Annotated in this window: 23 protein-coding genes; 2 read left to right on the top strand and 21 right to left on the bottom strand. The window is 49.9% G+C overall.

What is annotated here, in order from left to right; all coding sequences use genetic code 11:
* Positions 1-15 precede the first annotated feature (15 nt).
* From KNO70_RS07295 to KNO70_RS07280, 4 genes are read right to left on the bottom strand one after another with little or no spacing between them, the layout of a single operon-like run.
* Positions 16-456 (bottom strand): acyl-CoA thioesterase, encoded by a 441-nt coding sequence (locus KNO70_RS07295; RefSeq protein WP_074032771.1) that lies wholly within the window; start codon positions 454-456, stop codon positions 16-18.
* Between the two features lie 8 nt (positions 457-464).
* Entirely contained in the window at positions 465-1,253 is a 789-nt protein-coding gene (gene sdhB, locus KNO70_RS07290) for a succinate dehydrogenase iron-sulfur subunit (RefSeq protein WP_193343274.1), read from the bottom strand.
* 8 nt (positions 1,254-1,261) lie between these two features.
* A complete protein-coding gene (sdhA, locus tag KNO70_RS07285) occupies positions 1,262-3,019 on the bottom strand; it encodes a succinate dehydrogenase flavoprotein subunit (protein ID WP_015881103.1) in 1,758 nt (585 codons plus the stop codon).
* Between the two features lie 16 nt (positions 3,020-3,035).
* A complete protein-coding gene (locus KNO70_RS07280; protein WP_214684758.1) occupies positions 3,036-3,653 on the bottom strand; it encodes a succinate dehydrogenase cytochrome b558 subunit in 618 nt (205 codons plus the stop codon).
* A gap of 222 nt (positions 3,654-3,875) precedes the next feature.
* On the opposite strand from KNO70_RS07280, the gene KNO70_RS07275 reads away from it, so the two are divergent.
* The gene (locus KNO70_RS07275) at positions 3,876-4,268 is read left to right on the top strand and encodes a YslB family protein (protein ID WP_251024814.1); all 393 of its coding nucleotides are present in this window, start codon (positions 3,876-3,878) and stop codon (positions 4,266-4,268) included.
* A 206-nt stretch (positions 4,269-4,474) separates the two neighbouring features.
* Here KNO70_RS07275 and uvrC read toward each other — a convergent pair whose 3' ends face one another.
* Positions 4,475-6,265, bottom strand: coding sequence for an excinuclease ABC subunit UvrC (uvrC, locus tag KNO70_RS07270; protein ID WP_214684764.1), 1,791 nt, complete (start codon positions 6,263-6,265; stop codon positions 4,475-4,477).
* Between the two features lie 70 nt (positions 6,266-6,335).
* Here uvrC and KNO70_RS07265 point away from each other — a divergent pair, with 70 nt between their 5' ends.
* Positions 6,336-7,649: a dihydrolipoyl dehydrogenase family protein gene (locus KNO70_RS07265; RefSeq protein WP_214687784.1), complete on the top strand. Its 1,314-nt coding sequence runs from the start codon at positions 6,336-6,338 to the stop codon at positions 7,647-7,649.
* Positions 7,650-7,691: 42 nt separating this feature from the next.
* Here KNO70_RS07265 and mnhG read toward each other — a convergent pair whose 3' ends face one another.
* The 16 genes from mnhG to KNO70_RS07185 all read right to left on the bottom strand — a co-directional run bounded on the left by mnhG (position 7,692) and on the right by KNO70_RS07185 (position 21,406).
* Positions 7,692-8,051 carry a monovalent cation/H(+) antiporter subunit G gene (gene mnhG / locus KNO70_RS07260; RefSeq protein ID WP_015881097.1) on the bottom strand — a complete coding sequence of 120 codons (360 nt, stop codon included), beginning with the start codon at positions 8,049-8,051 and terminating at the stop codon, positions 7,692-7,694.
* Complete coding sequence (locus tag KNO70_RS07255) at positions 8,029-8,325, bottom strand: Na(+)/H(+) antiporter subunit F1 (protein WP_026826530.1); 297 nt, start codon at positions 8,323-8,325, stop codon at positions 8,029-8,031. Before KNO70_RS07255 ends, mnhG begins: the two co-directional genes overlap by 23 nt.
* Entirely contained in the window at positions 8,325-8,810 is a 486-nt protein-coding gene (locus tag KNO70_RS07250; protein WP_015881095.1) for a Na+/H+ antiporter subunit E, read from the bottom strand. Before KNO70_RS07250 ends, KNO70_RS07255 begins: the two co-directional genes overlap by 1 nt.
* A gap of 7 nt (positions 8,811-8,817) precedes the next feature.
* A complete protein-coding gene (locus KNO70_RS07245) occupies positions 8,818-10,302 on the bottom strand; it encodes a Na+/H+ antiporter subunit D (RefSeq protein WP_214684768.1) in 1,485 nt (494 codons plus the stop codon).
* Complete coding sequence (locus KNO70_RS07240; RefSeq protein ID WP_015881093.1) at positions 10,295-10,636, bottom strand: Na(+)/H(+) antiporter subunit C; 342 nt, start codon at positions 10,634-10,636, stop codon at positions 10,295-10,297. Before KNO70_RS07240 ends, KNO70_RS07245 begins: the two co-directional genes overlap by 8 nt.
* Positions 10,636-11,073 carry a Na(+)/H(+) antiporter subunit B gene (locus tag KNO70_RS07235; protein WP_015881092.1) on the bottom strand — a complete coding sequence of 146 codons (438 nt, stop codon included), beginning with the start codon at positions 11,071-11,073 and terminating at the stop codon, positions 10,636-10,638. The genes KNO70_RS07240 and KNO70_RS07235 overlap by 1 nt, the downstream gene beginning before the upstream one ends.
* Positions 11,045-13,486: a Na+/H+ antiporter subunit A gene (locus KNO70_RS07230; protein WP_214687780.1), complete on the bottom strand. Its 2,442-nt coding sequence runs from the start codon at positions 13,484-13,486 to the stop codon at positions 11,045-11,047. Before KNO70_RS07230 ends, KNO70_RS07235 begins: the two co-directional genes overlap by 29 nt.
* 347 nt (positions 13,487-13,833) lie before the next feature.
* Complete coding sequence (trxA, locus tag KNO70_RS07225; protein ID WP_015881090.1) at positions 13,834-14,148, bottom strand: thioredoxin; 315 nt, start codon at positions 14,146-14,148, stop codon at positions 13,834-13,836.
* 107 nt (positions 14,149-14,255) lie between these two features.
* Entirely contained in the window at positions 14,256-15,221 is a 966-nt protein-coding gene (locus tag KNO70_RS07220) for an electron transfer flavoprotein subunit alpha/FixB family protein (RefSeq protein WP_015881089.1), read from the bottom strand.
* Positions 15,222-15,235: 14 nt separating this feature from the next.
* Positions 15,236-16,009 carry an electron transfer flavoprotein subunit beta/FixA family protein gene (locus KNO70_RS07215; RefSeq protein WP_078146521.1) on the bottom strand — a complete coding sequence of 258 codons (774 nt, stop codon included), beginning with the start codon at positions 16,007-16,009 and terminating at the stop codon, positions 15,236-15,238.
* 79 nt (positions 16,010-16,088) lie between these two features.
* A complete protein-coding gene (locus KNO70_RS07210; RefSeq protein WP_074037553.1) occupies positions 16,089-16,667 on the bottom strand; it encodes a fatty acid metabolism transcriptional regulator FadR in 579 nt (192 codons plus the stop codon).
* Between the two features lie 79 nt (positions 16,668-16,746).
* Positions 16,747-18,420 carry an AMP-binding protein gene (locus KNO70_RS07205; RefSeq protein ID WP_214811675.1) on the bottom strand — a complete coding sequence of 558 codons (1,674 nt, stop codon included), beginning with the start codon at positions 18,418-18,420 and terminating at the stop codon, positions 16,747-16,749.
* Between the two features lie 137 nt (positions 18,421-18,557).
* The gene (locus KNO70_RS07200; protein ID WP_214730767.1) at positions 18,558-19,022 is read right to left on the bottom strand and encodes a DUF4825 domain-containing protein; all 465 of its coding nucleotides are present in this window, start codon (positions 19,020-19,022) and stop codon (positions 18,558-18,560) included.
* 12 nt (positions 19,023-19,034) lie between these two features.
* Complete coding sequence (locus KNO70_RS07195) at positions 19,035-20,159, bottom strand: ABC transporter permease subunit (RefSeq protein WP_214687775.1); 1,125 nt, start codon at positions 20,157-20,159, stop codon at positions 19,035-19,037.
* Complete coding sequence (locus KNO70_RS07190) at positions 20,149-21,030, bottom strand: ABC transporter ATP-binding protein (protein ID WP_214687773.1); 882 nt, start codon at positions 21,028-21,030, stop codon at positions 20,149-20,151. The genes KNO70_RS07195 and KNO70_RS07190 overlap by 11 nt, the downstream gene beginning before the upstream one ends.
* A complete protein-coding gene (locus KNO70_RS07185) occupies positions 21,017-21,406 on the bottom strand; it encodes a GntR family transcriptional regulator (protein WP_078146516.1) in 390 nt (129 codons plus the stop codon). The genes KNO70_RS07190 and KNO70_RS07185 overlap by 14 nt, the downstream gene beginning before the upstream one ends.
* Between the last annotated feature and the right edge of the window lie 104 nt (positions 21,407-21,510).

The raw sequence follows: 21,510 nt of genomic DNA, 5'->3' as shown, positions 1-21,510 counted from the left end.
TTTGTGAACTCATTATCAAATGATAGCGGATTCGCAAAAATTCTGCAAGCGGTTTTTATATTCCGGAGTCCATTCCGTAGGACGACCTTCCTTCGTTAAATGAACGAGGCTTGTCCGTCCGGCGAAAAGGAGTTGCTCTCCGTCATATGCCCCGTAATGAATATCACATGAAGTGTTTCCGACCGTCAAGATATTGGCATGCACAGTCAGCTGTTGACGTGGCATGACTTGTCGAACATAGTCACATTGCGCATCGGCGACGACGACGAATCCGTCCTTTAAAGAGAATCCTGTCGCCTCTAACAACTCGATCCGGGCATCTTCGAAATAGATGAACGGAATTGTGTTGTTCATGTGACCATACGGGTCGCACTCCGAAAAGCGGACTTTCACATCGAGCGCGACACCTGCTTTGACACGTGTTTCCCAACCTGGCTCTCGAAAGTACTTGGTCATCGGCTCGCTTACGCCTCGACCGCAGAACCGGTGCGACCTTTGTCACTACCGAAGAACTGTTTGAACGAGTGAAGCGTCGTTTGACGGTTCATCGAAGCGATTGACGTCGTGAGCGGGATGCCCTTCGGACAAACTTCGACACAGTTTTGTGCGTTTCCGCATTGCATGATGCCGCCGTCTTCCATGAGTGCTTCGAGGCGGTCTTCCGCGTGGAAGGCACCTGTTGGATGTGAGTTGAAGAGTCGGACTTGCGAAATCGCCGCTGGACCGATGAAGTCCGATTTGTCGTTCACGTTCGGACACGCTTCAAGACAAACACCACATGTCATACATTTCGATAGTTCGTACGCCCATTGACGTTTGTTCTCCGGCATACGCGGTCCTGGACCGAGGTCGTATGTGCCATCGATTGGAACCCATGCCTTCACTTTTTTCAACGCGTCGAACATGCGTTGACGGTCGACTTGAAGGTCACGGATGACCGGGAACGTCTTCATCGGTGCAAGACGAATCGGTTGCTCGAGTTTATCGACGAGTGCCGTACACGACTGGCGCGGCTTCCCGTTGATAATCATCGAACAGGCACCACATACTTCTTCAAGACAGTTCATGTCCCAGTTGATTGGTGTCGTCTTGTCCCCGTTCGCGTTGACCGGGTTACGGCGGATTTCCATCAATGCCGAGATGACGTTCATGTTTGGACGGTATGGTACCGTGAATTCTTCCGTATACGTCGCTTGGTCCGGTCCATCTTGGCGTTCAATGATGAAGCGGATGTCTTTTTGTTCAGATTGCATTGGCGTCGTCATTTCGTCTTCGCCCCTTTCTTCGAGTAATCCCGTTTACGTGGCGGGATTAACGAAACATCGATGTCTTCATACGAGATATCGACTTCCCCATCTTTGTAACGTGCCATCGTCGTCTTCATGAACTGCTCATCATTACGTTCCGGGAACTCCGGTTTGTAATGGGCACCACGGCTCTCGTCCCGCTTGAGCGCGCCAAGTGTGATGACGCGTGCGAGGTCGAGCATGTGGTCGAGTTGTCGAATGAACGATGCCCCTTGGTTGCTCCAACGTGCCGTATCCGTAGCTGAAATCTTATGGAAACGTTCACGCAATTCTTGGATTTTCTTGTCGGTCGCTTCAAGTTTGTCATTGTAGCGAACAACTGTGACGTTGTCCGTCATGAGTTCACCGAGTTCACGGTGAATCTGATACGCATTCTCTGTTCCATCCATCGCAAGGATGTTGTTGAATCGCTCGATTTCTTCACGTTCGTTGAAGTTAAAGAGCGCTTCTGAAACGCTTTCTGTCGCTTGATCGAGACCACGCATGTAGTTGACTGCCGCAGGACCTGCTTCCATTCCGCCATGTACGGCTGAAAGAAGCGAGTTCGCACCGAGACGGTTTGCACCGTGCATCGAGTAGTCACATTCACCAGCTGCGAAGAGACCCGGAATGTTCGTCATCTGATCGTAGTCGACCCATAGTCCGCCCATCGAATAGTGGACTGCCGGGAAGATTTTCATCGGTACTTTACGCGGGTCGTCCCCTACGAATTTCTCGTAGATTTCGAGGATTCCACCAAGTTTGATGTCAAGTTCTTTCGAGTCTTTGTGAGACAAGTCGAGGTAGACCATGTTCTCGCCGTTGACGCCGAGTTTTTGGTTGACACATACGTCGAAGATCTCACGTGTCGCGATGTCACGCGGTACGAGGTTTCCGTAAGCTGGATATTTTTCTTCGAGGAAGTACCATGGCTTCCCGTCTTTATATGTCCAGACACGTCCACCTTCTCCACGAGCCGACTCACTCATGAGACGAAGTTTGTCGTCCCCAGGAATCGCCGTCGGGTGAATTTGGATGAACTCCCCGTTCGCGTAGACCGCGCCTTGGCGGTAAACCGCTGCCGCTGCTTGTCCTGTGTTGATGACCGAGTTAGTCGATTTACCGAAGATGACCCCTGGGCCACCTGTCGCCAAGATGACCGCATCCGATGGGAACGCTTTAATTTCCATCGAGCGCAAATCTTGACATACCGCACCACGGCAGATGCCTTCTTCGTCGATGACGGCGCGAAGGAACTCCCATCCTTCATACTTCTCGACGAGACCTTGCGCTTCGTAACGACGAACCTGCTCATCGAGTGCATAGAGAAGTTGCTGTCCTGTCGTCGCTCCAGCGTATGCCGTACGGTGGTGAAGGGTTCCACCGAAACGACGGAAGTCTAAGAGACCTTCTGGCGTACGGTTGAACATGACGCCCATCCGGTCGAACATGTGAATGATTTTCGGAGCATTCTCCGCCATCTTTTGGACAGGCGGTTGGTTGGCGAGGAAGTCGCCTCCGTAGACCGTGTCGTCAAAGTGTTGCCAAGGAGAGTCACCTTCCCCTTTCGTGTTGACGGCCCCGTTAATCCCACCTTGGGCACAAACTGAATGTGAACGCTTGACCGGTACAAGCGAGAATAGTTTTACCGGAACACCCATCTCTGCCGACTTGATTGTCGCCATGAGTCCAGCTAGACCGCCACCGATGACGATCAAACTTTGATTTGCCATGTAAAATTCCCCCTAATTACAAGATGCCTGCAAACGTCAAAATCGAACGGATGCCGACAAAAGATAGTGCCAAGAACACGACACCTGATACGTAGCTCATGAGACGTTGCGAACGAGGTGACTGTGTGATACCCCACGTGATCGAGAACGACCAAAGACCGTTCGCGAAGTGGAACGTAGCCGAAAGGATTCCGACTATGTAGAAGATCAACATGAGCGGGTTGTCGACGATGTTTTGCATCATCTCCGCATTGACTTCTACCCCGCGCAATTTCGCAAGACGCGTTTCCCAAACGTGCCAAGCGATGAAGATCACGAGGAAAACTCCTGTGAAGCGTTGGAAGAGATACAACCAGTTACGTGCGTATGAATAGCGGTTCGAGTTGATTGACCCGAGAAACGCATAGTACACGCCGTACACCCCGTGGAAAATCATCGGCAATGCGATAATTGTCACTTCAAGGAAGTACAAATACGGTAAGTTCACCATGAATTTTGCTGCTTTGTTGAATGACTCCACCCCATCGACGATGTAGTAGTTGACCGACAAATGGACGATCAAAAACAAACCGATTGGAATGACCCCAAGTAGCGAATGGACTTTACGACTGAAGTAGTCACGATGCGCTGCCATTCTAGTTCCCCCTTTTCACGAGCATTGGCTCGTATTGTCAATAAAAGCGTTTTCAAATGCAGATATAGCTTTCTGTCTCCTATTCTACTCTTGTGAAAATTGTATGACAAGACAACCTAGCCGATTTGTGCCACATTCTTTTCAAAAATACAGGATGACCAAATTCCAATTGGTCGTTATAATGATATAGAGAGATTGGAGTGATGGGATAGAATGGAAACGATGAGCCAACCAATTTTCGCGATTGAACTGCTTCGCGACTATGTGTTGACGGATTTGCTTGGCGAAGATTACGCCCAAGTCATCTATTGGTCAGGAAAACGGGTCGCCCGTAAGTTCCCGACGATGTCCGACGATGAACTGACTGCCTTCTTCGCAGAGGCAGGTTGGGGAGAGTTGAGAATCAAGAAGGAACGTGGGAGCAAATTTACATATGAATTGATCCCACCACCTGCGACTCAGGCCAAAGCGACAGGTTATTATCAGCTTGAAGCTGGATTTTTAGCTGAACAGATTGCAGGTCGTTTCCAGTGCGTCGCGGAAGGTTACGCCGATCCAACCCGAAAAGCTGTCCAAATCACCGTCCAACTAGACCGAAAAGACGACTACAAATAAGAGTCGATGCCAACGCATCGACTCTTATTTTTGTTTCCGCTGAAGTTGTTGACGCATGTATCGACGAAAACCATCGAGTTCGTGCCGATGAAACGTCACATTTCCCCTCCATAGCTCTGAGTCGCCTTACGAACGACTTCGACAATATTTCCTGGAAAATGTCCTTACTCCAACAGCCAACCAAGTACTCCCTATGTTGGAATTTCTCATTCATCCGTCTCCTCGTGCACGTATTGAAGTACGGTCTCCGCTAATTTTTCTGGCAACCCCGCTTCCTTCAATTGTTCGAGTGATGCCAGACGAATCTGTTTCATCGACCCGAAATGGCGGATGAGCTGTTGACGACGCTTCGGACCGACACCCGGAATCTCATCGAGTATCGACTTCGTCATCTTCTTCGTCCGTAAGCTGCGGTGGAACGTGATGGCGAAACGGTGGACCTCATCTTGCATCCGCTGCAACAGATAAAAAGCGCTCGAGCGCGGATGGAGCTCGACAACGCCCCCGCCTTCTCCGAATAACAGTTGGCTCGTTCGATGTCGGTCATCCTTTTTGAGCGAGCCGACCGGCAAGTCGAGCCCGAACTCGTTTTGGATGACGTCGAGCGCCGCATTCAATTGCCCGATCCCCCCATCAATCAGTAGGAGATCGGGTAATCGTTTGTCTTCCGTCAAGAGACGGCGGAATCGTCGACGGACGACTTCACGCATCGTCTCGTAATCGTCCGGTCCTTGGACCGTCCGAATTTTATACTTCCGATATTCTTTCTTGAGCGGCTTCCCGTCTTCAAAGACGACGAGTGCCGACACGGCGTCCGCGCCCTGAATGTTGGCGTTGTCGATGATGTCGACACGTGACAAGTTGGGAATCCCGATCGCTTCACCGAGTTCACGCATCGCAAGCAATGTCCGTTCTTCATCTCGGGCGAGCAACTCGAACTTCTCGTTCAAGGCGATTGTCGCATTCTTCGTCGCCAAATCAAGCAGCTGTTTCTTCGCCCCTCGTTTCGGCTGCATCACTTTCGTTCCGATGGCGTCATTCAGTAAATCGAGCCGGACCGTCTCGGGTACAAGAATCTCTTTCGGCACGACGTTTTGTTCATAGAACTGAACGATGAAACTTTCGAGTTCTTCCGAAGGCTCTCCATGCATCGGGAAGAGTGAGACATCGCGCTCGATCATCTTGCCGCCACGCATATAGAATACTTGGACGCACATCCAGCCTCGGTCGAGCGTATAGCCGAAGACGTCACGGGCCGTCGGGTCGGCCGTGATCATGTTCTGTTTGTTCATAATCGATTCGACTGCTCGAATTTGATCGCGTAGTTCAGCCGCCCGCTCGAACTGCATATCCTCAGCGGCACGTCCCATCTCGACGTTCAGCTTCGTGAGCGTTTCAGCCGTCTCCCCGTTCAAGAAGCGCCGGATCTCATTGACGATCTCTTTTTGCGAATCCGTATCGACCGCCAGCTCACAAGGACCTAAACATTGCCCGATATGATAATACAGACAGAGTTTCTTAGGCATCGGCTGACATTTCCGCAGCGGATACAGTTTATCGAGTAGACGTTTCGTCTCGTTCGCCGCATAGGCGTTCGGATACGGTCCGAAGTAATGTCCGCCGTCTTTTTTCAATTTCCGCGTCGTCAATAGACGCGGATATGGTTCGTTCGTAATCTTGATATATGGGTACGTTTTGTCGTCTTTGAGGCGAATGTTGTACTTCGGGTCGTGCTTTTTGATGAGCGTCATTTCGAGTAATAACGCCTCGAGTTCACTCGCCGTCACGATGTACTCGAAGTCACGAATCTCTGCGACGAGACGCATCGTCTTGATGTCGTGTGCGCCCGTGAAGTAAGAACGGACCCGATTCTTGAGGTTTTTCGCCTTCCCTACATAGATGACCTCACCATATTCGTTTTTATGCAGATAACAACCCGGCTCGTCCGGGAGCAGCGCTAATTTATGTTTAATGTGGTCGGTATGACTCAATTCCATTCACCTCAGTTTAGCTTCCTCCTGGACGGGAAAAAGAGTGTGATATCTCGCCAGAGGAGGATTTTATAGTATGAAACGATACGATGTCATCATTGTCGGTAGCGGCTCCGCAGCGGGTCAAGCCGCTTCCATTTTACGCGAAGCCGGTAAAGAGATCGCCATCATTGAGAATTGGACGTTCGGGGGAACATGTCCTCAACGCGGATGTGACCCGAAGAAGATGCTTGCCGAAGGAGCAGAACTCCTTGCCCGAACGGAACGTATGCGTGAGCTTGGCATCGAAGGAAGCCTGTCACTGGATTGGTCGTCCTTTAAAAAGCGGATTGATGAGTACCGCCTCTCTATCCCAACATCCAAAAAACAGCATTGGGATGAGATGAACATAGACTTATATCAGGGAGAGCCTCACTTTATCGATGAGGATTCAATCGTCATCGATGGTCACGAGCTCTCTGCCAATCAATTTTTAATCGCTACGGGTCAAACGCCCCGCCCTCTCGATATCCCAGGTGGCGAACTGGCGATCACGAGCGATGATGTGTTCGACCTCGACGCGTTGCCTGAATCGATTCATATCGTGGGGGGAGGCTATATCGCCTTTGAATTCGCCCATATCTTCCGACGATTCGGAAGCGACGTGACACTCCTCATTCGTTCACATGCGTTGAAGGCATTCGACCCGAACGTCGTCCACCGGCTCATCGAAGAATCGAAGCGAATCGGCATCACCGTCCGACATGGTGTCGAGCCAATACGAATCGATAGCAACGTCTTAACGTTATCAGATGACTCTACCCTAGAAGGAGTTGTCCTTAACGCTACAGGACGAATTCCAAACATCGAGCGACTTCGGCTTGAAGCGGCAGGTGTCACAGCTGATCATCGCGGTGTACATGTGAACGAGCATCTGCAAACAAGTAACCCAAACATATACGCCGCAGGCGACGTCGCTAACAGTTCAAATCCCGAACTCACTCCATTCGCCGGTCAGGAAGGGCGCCTCGCCGCACTCAATATGCTTCACGGGAATACAAGGTCACTCCCTGAGCGTCCGGCCCCGACCATCGTCTATGCGACACCACCGATTGCCAAAGTCGGTCTTACGGTCGAGGAAGCGGAAGCGGAGGGCATTGACTTCGACGTGAAAGAAACGGACATGTCGCACTTCCTCACCTATTCACGAATCAATGACACAACCGCATATTCAAAAGTGTTACTAAGTGCAGAAGGGCACGTCATCGGGGCTCATTTGATTGGTCATCATGCCCCAGAACTTATCAACCTGTTCTCTTACATTATACAGAACAAACTGTCGCATCAACATGTGAAGCACTTAGAAGTCGCCTATCCGACCGCCGCCTCCGACCTGACCTATCTCATCTAAACAAAAGACGGGACTCGCCTCGTGGCGAATCCCGTCTTTTACTTATTCGATTCCTTTGTCCTTGTCTTCTTTCAGCGCGTCTTGTAACGACTTCTCCCAAAGTGGAACACCTTTCGCGTGCGCCGCACGCGAGATGAGGTGACCCCCAACAGGAGCTGTCAAGAGGACGAAGAAGAGACCGAGCAAGAGTCTTGCATCAAACACCCGTTCATCGACATATACGTGAAGGACGGCTGCAAAGAGAACGAACATGACACCGAGTGTCGCACTCTTTGAGGCAGCGTGTGTTCTCGAATAAATATCTGGGAGACGGATGAGACCGATCGCGGCGACGACGGTGAAGAAGACGCCGATGATCGTGAAGATGCCGGTAATGAGATCAAAGATCATTGTCGCGGTCATGTTGGATAATCTCTCCCCTCTCTAAGAATTTCGAGAACGCCACCGTTCCGATGAAGGCCAAAATACTGAGTAGCAAGATGACTTCAAAATACAAAGTCGTATCGAGCAGAATCGATAGTAACGCGACGACCGAGATAAGCGCGATCCCGATGGAGTCGAGCGCGATGACTCGGTCTGCCGTCGTCGGTCCTTTGACGACACGATACAACATCATCAACATCGCAAGCAAGAGAATGGCGAGCGAGATGTAGATGAGAATGTCTAGTAAATCCATCACTCTGTCGCCTCCTTAATGCTTGATTCAAAGTTATCATAAATGTCTTTTTGTAACGCTTCTTTATCCGGCATGTTAAGTGCGTGGATATAGAGCACGGAATTGTCTTTTGACACCTGAACGACGAGCGTCCCTGGTGTGAGCGTGATCAGCATCGAGAGCAAGCTGACTTTCCATCCTTTGTCGAGCGACGTCTCATAGCGGAAAATCCCTGGTTGGATTTTCAACTTCGGACTAAGGACGAGACGCAGTACCTCAAAGTTCGCGAGGAACAATTCACGGATGAAGATGAGCAGCAGTTTAAACAGACGCCAGACGCGTGTGAAGTAAAAGCCGCCTCCACTAGATTTAAAGAATCGGCGCATCATGAACAAGATGAGTAAGCCAAGTAGATACCCGACGAAGAATCCGCTCGTTGTGAACGATCCCGTGAGGAACATCCAGATGAACGCCAAGAAAAAGTTAATCAATAGTTGATAAGCCATCTGTCATTCACTCCTTTATCACGGCATCGATATAGATTTCTGGATTGACGAGCGGCTCAATCGCTTGCGTGATATACGGATGGATGGCTTCTGCCCCAAATCCGTATGCGACCGCAATGATGAGCAACAAGAAGACCGGCACGATCAAACGCTTCGTATACGGTACGAGCGGTCCATCATACTCGCGCTTCGCCTCGCCCCAGAACCCGTTCAAGAAAATCTTCATGACCGAATAGAGGACGAAGAGACTCGACAAGAGGACGAGAAGTGGTCCGAACAGTTCCCCTTCGTCCATCCCGCCTGAGACGATCAACAATTTCCCGAAGAATCCACTAAGTGGCGGAATCCCAGCGAGCGAGAGCGCTGCGACGAAGAACGTCCATCCGAACAGCGGGAAACGGGTGATGAGTCCACCCATATCGCGGAGTTGACCGGATTTGGTGATCCCGATCATCATCCCGACGAGCATGAAGAGAACGGCTTTGATGATCATGTCGTGAATCAAATAGTAGAGTGACCCTTCAAGGGACGTCTGCGTATTGACCGAGATTCCGTACAAGATGACCCCGACCGCGATCATGATGTTGTAGATGATGATCAGTTTCACATCGTTATATGCGATGGCCCCTGTCATCCCGATGAAGATGGTGAGGACAGCGAGCACCATGAGGAACGTCTGTAAAAATTCACCGTTCCCATCAAACAGTAGCGTGTACGTCCGCAAGATCGAGTACACCCCGACTTTCGTCAAGAGTGCCCCAAACATGGCGAGAATCGGGGTCGGTGCGACCACGTACGCTCCAGGGAGCCAGTAGTGAAGTGGGACGAGTGCCCCTTTCATCCCGAAGACGATGACGAACAGCACACCGATGACAGTGATGACGTCCGGGTTATCGACGAGCGGGATCTTCATCGCCAAGTCCGCCAAGTTGAGCGTGCCTGTGACTCCGTAAAGCAAGGCGACCGACATGACGAAGAGCGCCGAGGCGATGATGTTCACGAGCAAGTATTTGATCGATTCACGTAACTGGACGCCACGTCCACCGAGTACAATCAACACGTATGAGGACATCAAGAAGACCTCGAAGAAGACGAACAAGTTGAAAATATCACCTGTCGTGAAGGCACCGTTCACCCCGACGAGCAAGAACAGCATCGAGATGTACAAGTAGTTGCCTTCATATGAGTCTGAGAAATAATGGACGGCGAACCACACGATGAAGAGCGTGAGGAGAGTCGACGTCGTCACGAGTAGGGCTGACAGCATATCCGATACGAGCGTGATGCCGAACGGCGCTTGCCAGTTCCCGAGGTTGAGGGTTTGAATTCCCTCCGTGGAGACCGTATGCACGAGAAAGAGTGACACGATCGCCGTCATAACTAAAGCTCCAAGAGCCATCACGCGCTGCAGCTGGACCCGTTTTGGCATAAACATCATAAGGATGGCCGCAAGCGCAGGAATGACGATTGGAAAGACCGGTAAGTTAATCATACGATTCTGTTCCTTTCATTTCTTCCATATTGTCCGTGCTGAGCTCCTGGTACGTGCGGTAAGCAAGTACGAGGAAGAATGCCGTCACCCCGAAACTGATCACGATTGCCGTCAAGACGAGCGCTTGCGGTAACGGGTCTGTGAATTCAGTCACACCGTCGACGAGGACAGGGGCAGCCCCTGTCTTCAAACCTGCCGTCGTCAAGACGAGAAGGTGTGCCGCGTGACTGAACAAGGCAGTGCCGATGATGATGCGTAACAAACTTCTTGAGAGAACAAGATAGACGGCACACATCGTCAAGACACCGATGATGATGCTAACGAAGATTTCCATTATTCACTCTCTCCAATCGTTTGTATAATCGTCAACGTGATTCCGATGACTACGAGGTAAACCCCTAAGTCGAACGCAATCGCCGTATGGAGCGTCTGTTCACCGAGAAGTGGTAAGTCGAACTTCCCGTAAGCATGCGTCAAGAACGGACGACCCAAGAATACGGAGTGAAGACCTGTCGCGAGTGCAATCAGTAATCCGGTCGCCGTCATGAGACGGTAGTCGATCGGGAGCACGTTCGCAAGCGTCTTCGAATCAAATGCGAGTAGCAACAAGACGAGTGCCGCGGATGTCATCAATCCACCGATGAATCCTCCACCTGGTGAATAGTGACCGGCAAAGAACAAGTCGATGGAGAAGATGACAATGATGAAGAAAATGATAATCGCGGCCGTCTGCAAAATGACGTCATTGACGCGTCTGCTGTTTTGCTTCATGTTCAGCTTCTCCTTTCGTACGTCGTGTTGTTCTAAATTTAATCATCGTGTAGATCCCGAAAGCTGCAATCCCGAGAACGACGATTTCAAACAAGGTATCAAATCCACGGAAGTCGACGAGAACGACGTTGACCATGTTTTTACCTGCTGCAAGCTCATACACGTTCTCTTTGTAATACTCTGAGATCGAGGTGAGCGATTTGTTTGTGAGTGCCATGAAGCTGAGAAGCGTCACGGTCGTCCCGACGAGAACAGCCACGATAGCATTCCCGACTTTGAAACGCATCCGAACTTCCTTCTTGCTGATGTCCGGCATGTGATAGAAGACGAGCAAGAACAATGCGACCGAGACCGTCTCGATGACGAGCTGCGTGAGTGCCAAGTCCGGTGCACCGAAGAAGACGAAGAACAGTGCCACGCCGTAACCAACGACCCCAAGGAGAATGATGGACGGGAGACGCGACTTCATGAAGAGAATCGCGAGCGCCGCTAGCATGACGACGGCTCCGAGCACATATTCATACGGTGCAATCTCAGCCAGGTTCTCAAACGAGAAGCGGTACATGTCGAACCACCAGATACTGAAGAGCATCATGCCTGAGAGGAAGACGAAAATATAGATCAAGTACGACCGGATGAATCCAGTCATGTAGTTGTCCTTAAAGCGATATGCCGCCTTGTTCGACCATACGAGCGTACCGTCGTACATCCCGTTGAGCGTCAGACGATGTGGGATGCGGTTGTAGATGCCTATCCATTTACCCATTTGCCAGAACAGCAATGAACCGAGAAGGACGATCCCGATCGTCATGAAGAGTTCTGGTGTCAAACCGTGCCAGAAGTAGATGTGAACATCGACTTCTTGCCCTTGTGCGACGAGTGTCGGATAGATCGACTCGACGGCTGGTTTGATGAGCGAGTTCGACAAGACGTTCGGGAAGAACCCGAGCACGACAACGAGAAGTGCAAGGATGACCGGTGAGATTAACATGCCAATCGGCGCCTCATGCGGTTGTTTCGGCAATTGATCGAACTTTGCCTTGCCCATGAACGTCCGTGTGAACAGCATGATGCTGTAGATGAACGTGAACACACTTCCGACGAAGGCGATGATCGGGAGTAGAATCCCAATCGTATCGAGCGCGAAGAAGTCGGCCGAGAAGACTTTCGTCGTCGCCTTCAAGAACATCTCTTTACTCAAGAATCCGTTAAATGGCGGAAGACCAGCCATCGATAACGAACCGATGACGGCGACCGTGAATGAAATTGGCATGACGGTCATCAGACCACCGAGTTTACGAATGTCACGTGTGCCCGTCTCGTGGTCGACAATCCCGACCATCATGAAGAGCGAGCCTTTGAACGTCGCGTGGTTGATCAAATGGAAGATCGCCGCAATCGTCGCGACCATAAAGATGTTGTCATCCATGCCGTCATAGTGGAGCGCCGCCGCTCCGAGTCCAAGGAGTGACATGATCAACCCGAGTTGACTGACGGTCGAGAACGCTAGGATTCCCTTCAGGTCGGTCTGCTTCACGGCGTTGAACGAACCCCAGAACATCGTGAACATCCCGACCCCGGCTATCGTCCATAGCCAGACGGATGATTCTTGGAACACCGGGCTCATGCGGGCCACAAGGTAGAGACCCGCCTTGACCATCGTTGCTGAGTGGAGGTACGCACTGACCGGAGTCGGTGCTTCCATCGCGTCAGGCAACCAGATGTGGAACGGGAACTGCGCCGACTTCGTGAACGCACCGAGCAAGATGAGAACCATCGCGACGAGGAATAATGGGCTCTCGGCGATGACGCCCGAGTTCGCGACCATATCGCGAATGCTGTACGAACCGACCATCGATTCGAGTAAGACAATCCCTCCGAGCATCGACAATCCACCGAACACGGTGAGAAGCATCGACTTCTGCGCACCATAGCGTGAACGTTCTTTCTCATACCAGTACCCGATCAATAGGAATGAAGAAATCGATGTGAGCTCCCAGAACATATACATGACAATCATGTTGTCCGAGAGAACGACCCCGAGCATCGCACTCATGAACATCAAGAGATACACGTAAAAATGCCCGAGCGACTCTTTGTCCTTATTCAAATAGTAAATCGAATAGAGGACGACAAGTGCGCCGATTCCCGTGATGAGAAGCGCGAACAAGAGACTGAGTCCATCGACGTATGCCGTGAAGTTAATCCCGAGGGACGGCATCCACGCAATCGTCTCTGTCACGACGTCCCCTGCACTCGTGATCGGAATGAATCCGGCGAAGTAGGTGACGAGCACGACCGGAACGATCAAGACGAACCAGCCTGTATGAATTTGTTTCATCCCCCGGAACAAAAGCGGGATGAATGGTGCCGCAAGAAGAGGCAACAAAATAGCTAAATGTAACAGCGACAAGAAAATTCCTCCTTCGAACAGAGTCGTACAATAGATTGAGCCGTAAAGTAAGGTCACTTGACTCCATCATGTCTTCCTCATGAGTATAGCGTAAATTTTCAGTCTGTTTCCATGATAAAAGCTTCCAGTTCAAGCGCTCCCCCGTCAAAATTCCGAATCTGTTAAATATGAAGGAAGCCGACGGAATTTCTTCAAAAAAAATTTTGAAATCAGACGTTATGTATCGGAATATGACCGGATTGAGGGTGCGTGGAATAACTCAACTTATTCCCTACTTGCCTGTCCTTTTCCTTCTTTTCTATTCCGCAAAACAAAAAAGCAGCCGATCTCAATCGGCTGCTACGCAATTATTGTGCTGTCGCGATAAACTCTTTCAATGCTTCTTTTGGTTGGAAGCCCATTGTTTTCGAAACAGGCTCGCCATCTTTGAACATCATGAGTGTCGGGATACTTTGGATTTGGAAAGCACCTGCGACTTCAGGGTTTTCGTCGACGTCGAGTTTCACGATTTGGACTTGGTCACCCATTTCTTGATCGAGTTCTTCGAGAACTGGCGCGATCATGCGACATGGTCCACACCAAGTTGCCCAGAAATCTACGAGGACGACGCCCTCTTTTACATCTTGTTCAAACGATTGAGTCGTTGCGTGTTTAATAGCCATTTGTAAAAACCTCCCCAATAAGATGAGAGAGTCCTGGTAAAGAACTCTCATGCAATTCATGTTCAGAGTATACCACGGAGGGTAACAACCCCAAAACGTTTTGCTTATTAGCTATTGACGAGGTGCTTACGGAACTCTTCTGTCAACATCGGGACGACATCGAACAAGTCGCCGACGATGCCATAGTCTGCCACGCTGAAGATGTTTGCTTCTGGGTCCTTGTTGATGGCGACGATGACTTTCGCGTTACTCATCCCAGCCAAGTGCTGAATCGCTCCTGAAATCCCACATGCGATGTAGAGGTCTGGTGTGACGACTTTACCCGTCTGTCCGATTTGAAGTGCGTAATCGCAGTAGTCAGCGTCACATGCTCCACGTGAAGCACCGACCGCGCCTCCGAGAAGCTCAGCCAACTCTTCAAGCGGTTTGAATCCATCTTCGCTCTTCACGCCACGTCCACCTGCGACGATAACTTTCGCTTCCGCCAAATCTACTTTCCCAGTCGCCTTACGCACGACTTCTTTGACGATCATCGCGAGGTCTTTCAATTCGACCGCCGGCGTTTCAACAGAGACGCTCGCGCCCGCTTGACGTGCAAGTGCATCGATGTTGTTTGGACGGATTGTGAAGAACATGACCGAATCTTTGAACTTCACTTTCTCGAACGCCTTCCCTGAGTAGATCGGGCGAACGAACTCTGCGTCGCGTCCTGTCCCTTCGATCGAGACAACATCACTGATGAGTCCGGCATCGAGACGTGCCGCAAGTTTCGGTGCGATGTCTTTCCCAAGAGCCGTATGTCCGAGGACGATCATTTCCGGATTTTCTTGCTCGATCAACTGACGGAGCACTTGTCCGTAGCCGTCTGGCGTATAATGCTTGAGGCGATCATCTTCGACGACGAGGACACGGCTTGCACCATACTCCCCGAGTTCTTGTGCGAGTGATTGCACGTGATCCCCAATCACGACTGCCGTCACATCGTCTGTCAATTGCTTCGCCGCAGCGATGGCTTCGAATGATACGTTACGTAACGCGCCTTCACGCGCTTCTGCGAGTACTAAAGCTTTCATCTATGATCTCCCCCTTAAATGACTTTCGCTTCCGTGCGAAGAAGTTGTACGAGCTCGCTCACTTGTGTCGACATATCGCCTTCAAGGATGCGACCGGCTTTCTTCTCTTCTGGCAAGAATCGTTCAATCGTCTCGATTTTCGCTTCGATTTCATCTTCATCGAGATCGATGTCCATGAGTTCGAGTTCTTCGAGCGGTTTCTTCTTCGCCTTCATGATTCCTGGCAAGCTCGGGTAACGCGGCTCGTTCAACCCTTGTTGTGCCGTTACGAGAAGTGGTAGTGCGACTTCGATGACTTCCGTGTCCCCTTCGACGTCACGTGTGACCGTTGCCGTCGTGCCATCGATTTCAAGAGCCGTGATCGTCGTCACGTAGTTCATGTCGAGAAGTTCTGCGACTCGTGGCGCGACTTGTCCGCTACCGCCATCGATTGCCACGTTTCCTGCGAAGATGAGGTCTGCGTCCTGTTCTTTCAAGTATGAGGCGAGAACTTTTGAAATCGTGACATGATCCGCATCCTCGACATCGTCCTCGATTGAGATGCGAACGGCTTTGTCCGCACCCATTGCGAGTGCTGTACGTAATTCTTTGTCCGCATCTTCTGGTCCTACCGTGACGACCGTGACCTCTCCCCCGAGTGCGTCACGTTTTTGAATCGCTTCTTCGACCGCATATTCGTCATACGGGTTGATGATGAACTCAGCGCCGTCTTCTTGAATTTCCCCATTCTCGAGCTGAATTGCTTCCTCAGTATCAAACGTACGTTTCAGCAAAACAAAAATATTCATGGTTGATCCCCCTTTAGTCAATTCTTTCCATCATTCATGAATCAGCATTCATTTTTTGAGCTAGTGATAGGGCTCACTGTTACGTAAGCCCTTTTTTCAACATATGGTGCACATTTGGAAGCGTCGACAACAGATCATACTTGAAGCCGCTCGCCATCCAACTCGTCACAACCTCATCGATCGTGCCGAAAATCATTTGACGGGCGAGTCGATAGTCTAAATCCTTGTCAAACTCTCCTGTCTCGATTCCATGTTTGACGACAGAATCGATTAAGTTCAAATACGGTTTTAGCACTTCTCCGATTTTTTGGCGAAGTACCAAGTTCGACTGCCGCAGTTCGATTTGTGTCACGACGGCGAGGTCGTAATCGGCCGACAGTTGCTTTAAATGTGATTCAATCAACTGATACAACTTACTCCCGGCTGACGTCTCGCTCTCGATTTGTTGTTTCGAGTAGTCGATGAACAGCCCCATCTTCGCTTGGAACAATTCGATTAAGAGATGCTCCTTGTTTTTGAAGTACAAATAGATTGTGCCGTCCGCGACACCCGCCTCTTTGGCGATGGCTGTCACCTTTGCACCGTGATAGCCATGATTGGCAATTACTTTGACCGCCGCATCAATGATTCGGTCACTTTTCGAAATATGATTTGTCATTAACCCCAAGCTCCTTACCGTTGCAGAAAAATGAATGATGGTTCATTCATTTATTATTCTATCATGCGTACGCTTGGTGTCAACTGCTTTGTTTCACTTGTTTGGCCTTCTCTTCGGCGACGAGGACACGGCGTAAAATCTTACCGACGAACGTCTTCGGCAACTCGTCGCGGAACTCATACAACTTTGGCACTTTATAAGCCGCAAGCTTCTCGCGACAATGTTTGTCGAGTTCTTCTTCCGTCACACTAGAGCCGTCGCGAAGGACGATGAACACCTTGACCGTTTCACCACGATATGGATCTGGGACACCGATACAGACCGCTTCCTTCACGGCCGGATGTTCGTAGAGCACTTCTTCGATTTCACGCGGATAGACATTAAAGCCACCTGCGATGATCATGTCTTTCTTCCGGTCGACAATATAGAAGAACCCGTCCTCGTCCATGTAGCCGAGGTCACCCGTCGCGAGCCACCCATCTTTCAAGACGGCTGCCGTCTCCTCCGGTTTCTGCCAGTAGCCTTTCATGACTTGCGGACCGCTCAACATGATCTCCCCGATTTCTCCGATGTCCGCCTCGGTCTCTCCGTCTGCTTTTACTATTTTAGCAGAAGTGTCCGATAACGGGGCACCGATTGAGCCGACGATTCGCTTATCCCATAAGAAGTTCGCATGCGTGACCGGCGACGTCTCAGACAAACCGTATCCTTCGACGATGCGACCTCCTGTGATCTTCTCAAATTCCTCTTGCACTTCAATTGGAAGTGGTGCTGAACCCGAGATACACGCCTCGATCGAAGACAAATCATACTTCTTCAGTTTCGGGTCGTTCAAGATTCCGACGTACATCGTCGGTGCGCCCGGGAAGAAGTGTGGCTTTTTCTTCTGAATCGTCTTCAAGACATCCGTCACTTCGAAACGTGGTACGAGGACGAGCTCATAGCCGTTCGTGACCCCGAAGTTCAGACAGCACGACATCCCATAGACGTGGAAGAACGGTACGACACACAAGACGCGTTTCTCGTCCCCACGATTATACTTATAGAATAAGTTCGTGATTTGATCCGCGTTCGCCGTCAAGTTGAAGTGGGTCAACATGACGCCTTTCGGAAGTCCCGTCGTCCCCCCAGTGTATTGAAGAACGGCGACATCTTCTTTCGGTTCGATGTCGAGCGGCGTGATAGGGTTAAAGTCTTTATAATTTTTGAACGGCGTCGATCCGGTCGTATCGATGACGATATTGTTCTCACGTTTCACTTTGATTGGATACAGTTTGTTTTTCGGGAATGGTAAGTAATCAGCGATACTCGTCGTGATCACGGTTTGAATCTCCGTCTTCTCACTGACGCGAAGCGTTTTCGGATATAACAGATCGAGGGTGATGACAATTTTGACCCCTGCGTCCGTGACGAGGTTTTCTAGCTCTCGTTCCGTGTAAAGCGGGTTCGTCTGGACGACCGTCCCACCTGCATAGAGCACGGCATAGAACGAGATGACGTATTGAGGACAGTTCGGAAGCATGAGGCTGACGCGGTCGCCTTTTTCAAGCCCTTTCGCTTGAAGCATCGTTCCGAGTCGACGTGCGGCATCATCGATTTCCGCGAATGTCCACTCCTTTCCGATAAAGGAGACGGCCGTACGATTCGGATAATCCTTTGCTGCGCGAGACAATGCCTCATAGAGCGGCTTTACCTCATAATCGATTGACTGGGGCATTCCTTCTGGATAATCTTGTAACCACGGTTTGTTCATCGCTGTTCCTCCTTAGGAAATGAATACTCATTCAGTTACCCCTATTATAATGCTAAGAAAACGCTTTCATCTACCCTTTACCCGATAATTTTCAGAAAATATCAAAAAAAGCGATTGGATTTGTTATCCAATCGCTGTCATACCCGCCTAAAATAGGAATCTTTCGAATCCAGTTGTTCAAGCTTCTGATTCATAAGTTGTTGCAATTCTTTTTCATGACGAATATTTGAGAAGTCCGTTCCGAACCATGCCTCCATCTCGGGTCGAGAGAAAGCGTAGGTCCGGTTCGGGAATGCAAAGCGGACAATTTCGGCGTTCGGGATGAGGGTAAAATAGGCAGCTGCATTCCGAATCGCCAGACGTTCTTGTTCCGCTCGTTCCATTCCCGGATCTTCGTAACGGACGGTCAACCCATAAGGACGCTTCTTCGTCTGCAGTTCGACCGATTGATAGCATTCATGTAGCGGCAAACTTCCGGCAATGCCGACGACGGCTGCATTGTCCCCGACTTTCGCCCCTTTGTATTCAAAGGCGTCCGGTTCCGGGTTCATACATCCTGCCAGTGAGATGACGAGTACGAGCAACAGACAGAAGCGTTTCATAGGTGTCCCTCCTTACGATTTGAGTCTCAAGTTGAAGCGGTAAAGCAAGCGTTTAGCGAGTAAGTGTGCTAAGAACGCTCCGATCACAAAACCGACAACATATAACATCACGCTTTGCGGGTAAAAAATTCCCGAGAAGAACACACCGCCTAACATTGCGAAACAAATAACGATAACGATATGGATGAGCCATAACCAGTTCGAGAACATAAAGAAGCGGCCATTATTTTCTTGTGGTGCTTCCTTGAACATCCACAATCCGAGACCAAATGTTAGAACGATAAAGACAATCGAACTGGACAAACCGATTGTAAGGAATTCCGTCCACTCCGCTCGAGAATCAAAGATTGAATACATATCTGTATTGACGATGTTATTCAACGGTGACAGGATTCGCATCGGTACACTTTCAAATACCTCGTCAAAAAGTGTATATGAAAGATTTGGAGAAAAGGCTATGAGCGATCCTTGAATGAGGGCTACAATCCCCATCGGGAAGACAAGTGCCACAAATGTCCAAACGACTTGTGAGATCGACTCACCACCAAATGATCCCATCCATAGCGATACCGAGAAAAATGAGATGCCCGACAAAAGTAGGAAAACAATCAATCCGAGCACTTTGACCTCATTGCCATCAAGTAAGAAGGAATAGTCAGAAAGACGGATGATGAGAAACATCAATGCCCCCCCTACCAATGTCGCTGGAACAATCCCTGTAACACCAATCACCCATTTTGATATGTACAGCTGGGTGCGGGTATATGGTAGCGACATCGAAAAGTCCGACATTTGACTGTTTCGTTCACTTCCAATCAGTACGGATGCCATAAGCGCACCGAAGATGACAAATAAGAAGACGACGACCCCCATCGGAATGAGTGCATCGAGTCCTCCTAAATATCCGAAATCAGAATTGCTATTGAAAAAGTCCTCGGTAGTCATCGTCTCTATATCTTCTTGGATTACATCCGAATAATCACTTGGATTTTCTTGCATATCGCGAATCTGTTCCTCATACACCTGCATTTGCGTCCATACCGGCACCGTGAAGGCGATGACGCCTAAAAAAACGAGCAAGATCCAAAGCAGCGACACTTGTTTCCAATCTTTTTTCAACAACACTTTAGACGGCATGGGCTTCTCCTCCTAACTGGATACGGAATACGTCTTCGAGAGACATCGGGATCTCTTCGATGAGCATCGGATTGTATGAATCGATAAACGCCTCGAGCTCGTCTGTGCGTTCTTTCGCCATGAACAGCACGACACGTCCTGTCACACTAATGATTTCAATATCTTTTCGTTCGAGCAACTCGACCGGGACATGGTCGTTGAAGACGACTTGCCACTTAATACTGAGAGCACGCGCCTCTTCGAGCGACATGATTGCTTTGACGCGTCCACTCTCGATCATGATGATGCGGTCGGCAATTCGTTCAAGTTCGTGTAACTGGTGGCTCGAGACGATAATCGAGCAGTTCCGTTTCTCGACTTGGGCAATCATCAGTTTCAACACGTCTGACTTGGCGACGACGTCTAGACCGTCCGTCGGTTCGTCGAGCAGATAGTATTTCGCTTGGACGGCGAAAGCGAGCGATAACGTGACGAGCGCCTTTTGACCTTTTGAGAGTTGGCGAATTTTTTTGTTGTCGATGTTGTAACGCGTCAATGTCTCACGGAAGGCGGAACGATTGAACGACGGGTAGATTGACTCATACAAGTCCGTCGCCTCGTTTACCGTATAGTGTTTGAGCGCGTCCGCCGAATCCGGTACGAAGATGATGTCCCGCTTCAATCCGGCATCTTTAAAGATACTTTTCGTTCCATAAAGCACGTCTCCCTGATCTGGGCGGATGATGCCGACCATCGTCCGGAGAAGTGTCGTCTTGCCGGCACCGTTACGTCCGACGAGCGCGATGATTTCTCCTGACTCGACAGTAAAGTCAATTCCGTCCAAAATTGTTTGACGGTCAATTTTTTTACTTAACTGTTCAACTTTCAGCATTGGATTTCCCTACTTTCTCATATTCCGTTCGCAATACGCCAATGGCTTCGTCTAACGGCACGTTCGCATAGTGGCAATCAATCGCAATCTTTTTGATCGAGGCGATGACCGGCTCACGTGCCGCATCATCGTCCACCCAGTCCTCGGAGACAAACGTCCCGCGCCCACGTCGCATCTCAAGCAGCCCGAGCCGTTCCAACTCCTGATACGCCTTACTGACCGTATTCGGATTGATGACAAGATCGGTGGCGAGTTCACGCACGGACATCACCTTATCTCCGGGTCGTAAAATTCCACGGATAACGAGCTCTTTCGTTTGATTGACGATTTGTTCGTATAGCGGTTCTGAACTTTTCATATCGATTTTGTATAACATGGGTCACACCCTCTCATAGTCAATGTTACTCTTTAAGTGTATTATATGTATTAGTACACGCAATTACAATAGTTCTTTGAGGGCACTTTTAGTTTACAGCGAAA

The organism is Exiguobacterium sp. s181, assembly GCF_018617125.1.
Lineage (GTDB): Bacteria > Bacillota > Bacilli > Exiguobacteriales > Exiguobacteriaceae > Exiguobacterium > Exiguobacterium profundum.
Note: the sequence above shows the minus strand (reverse complement) of the source record. Positions and strands in the feature narration are given on the sequence as shown.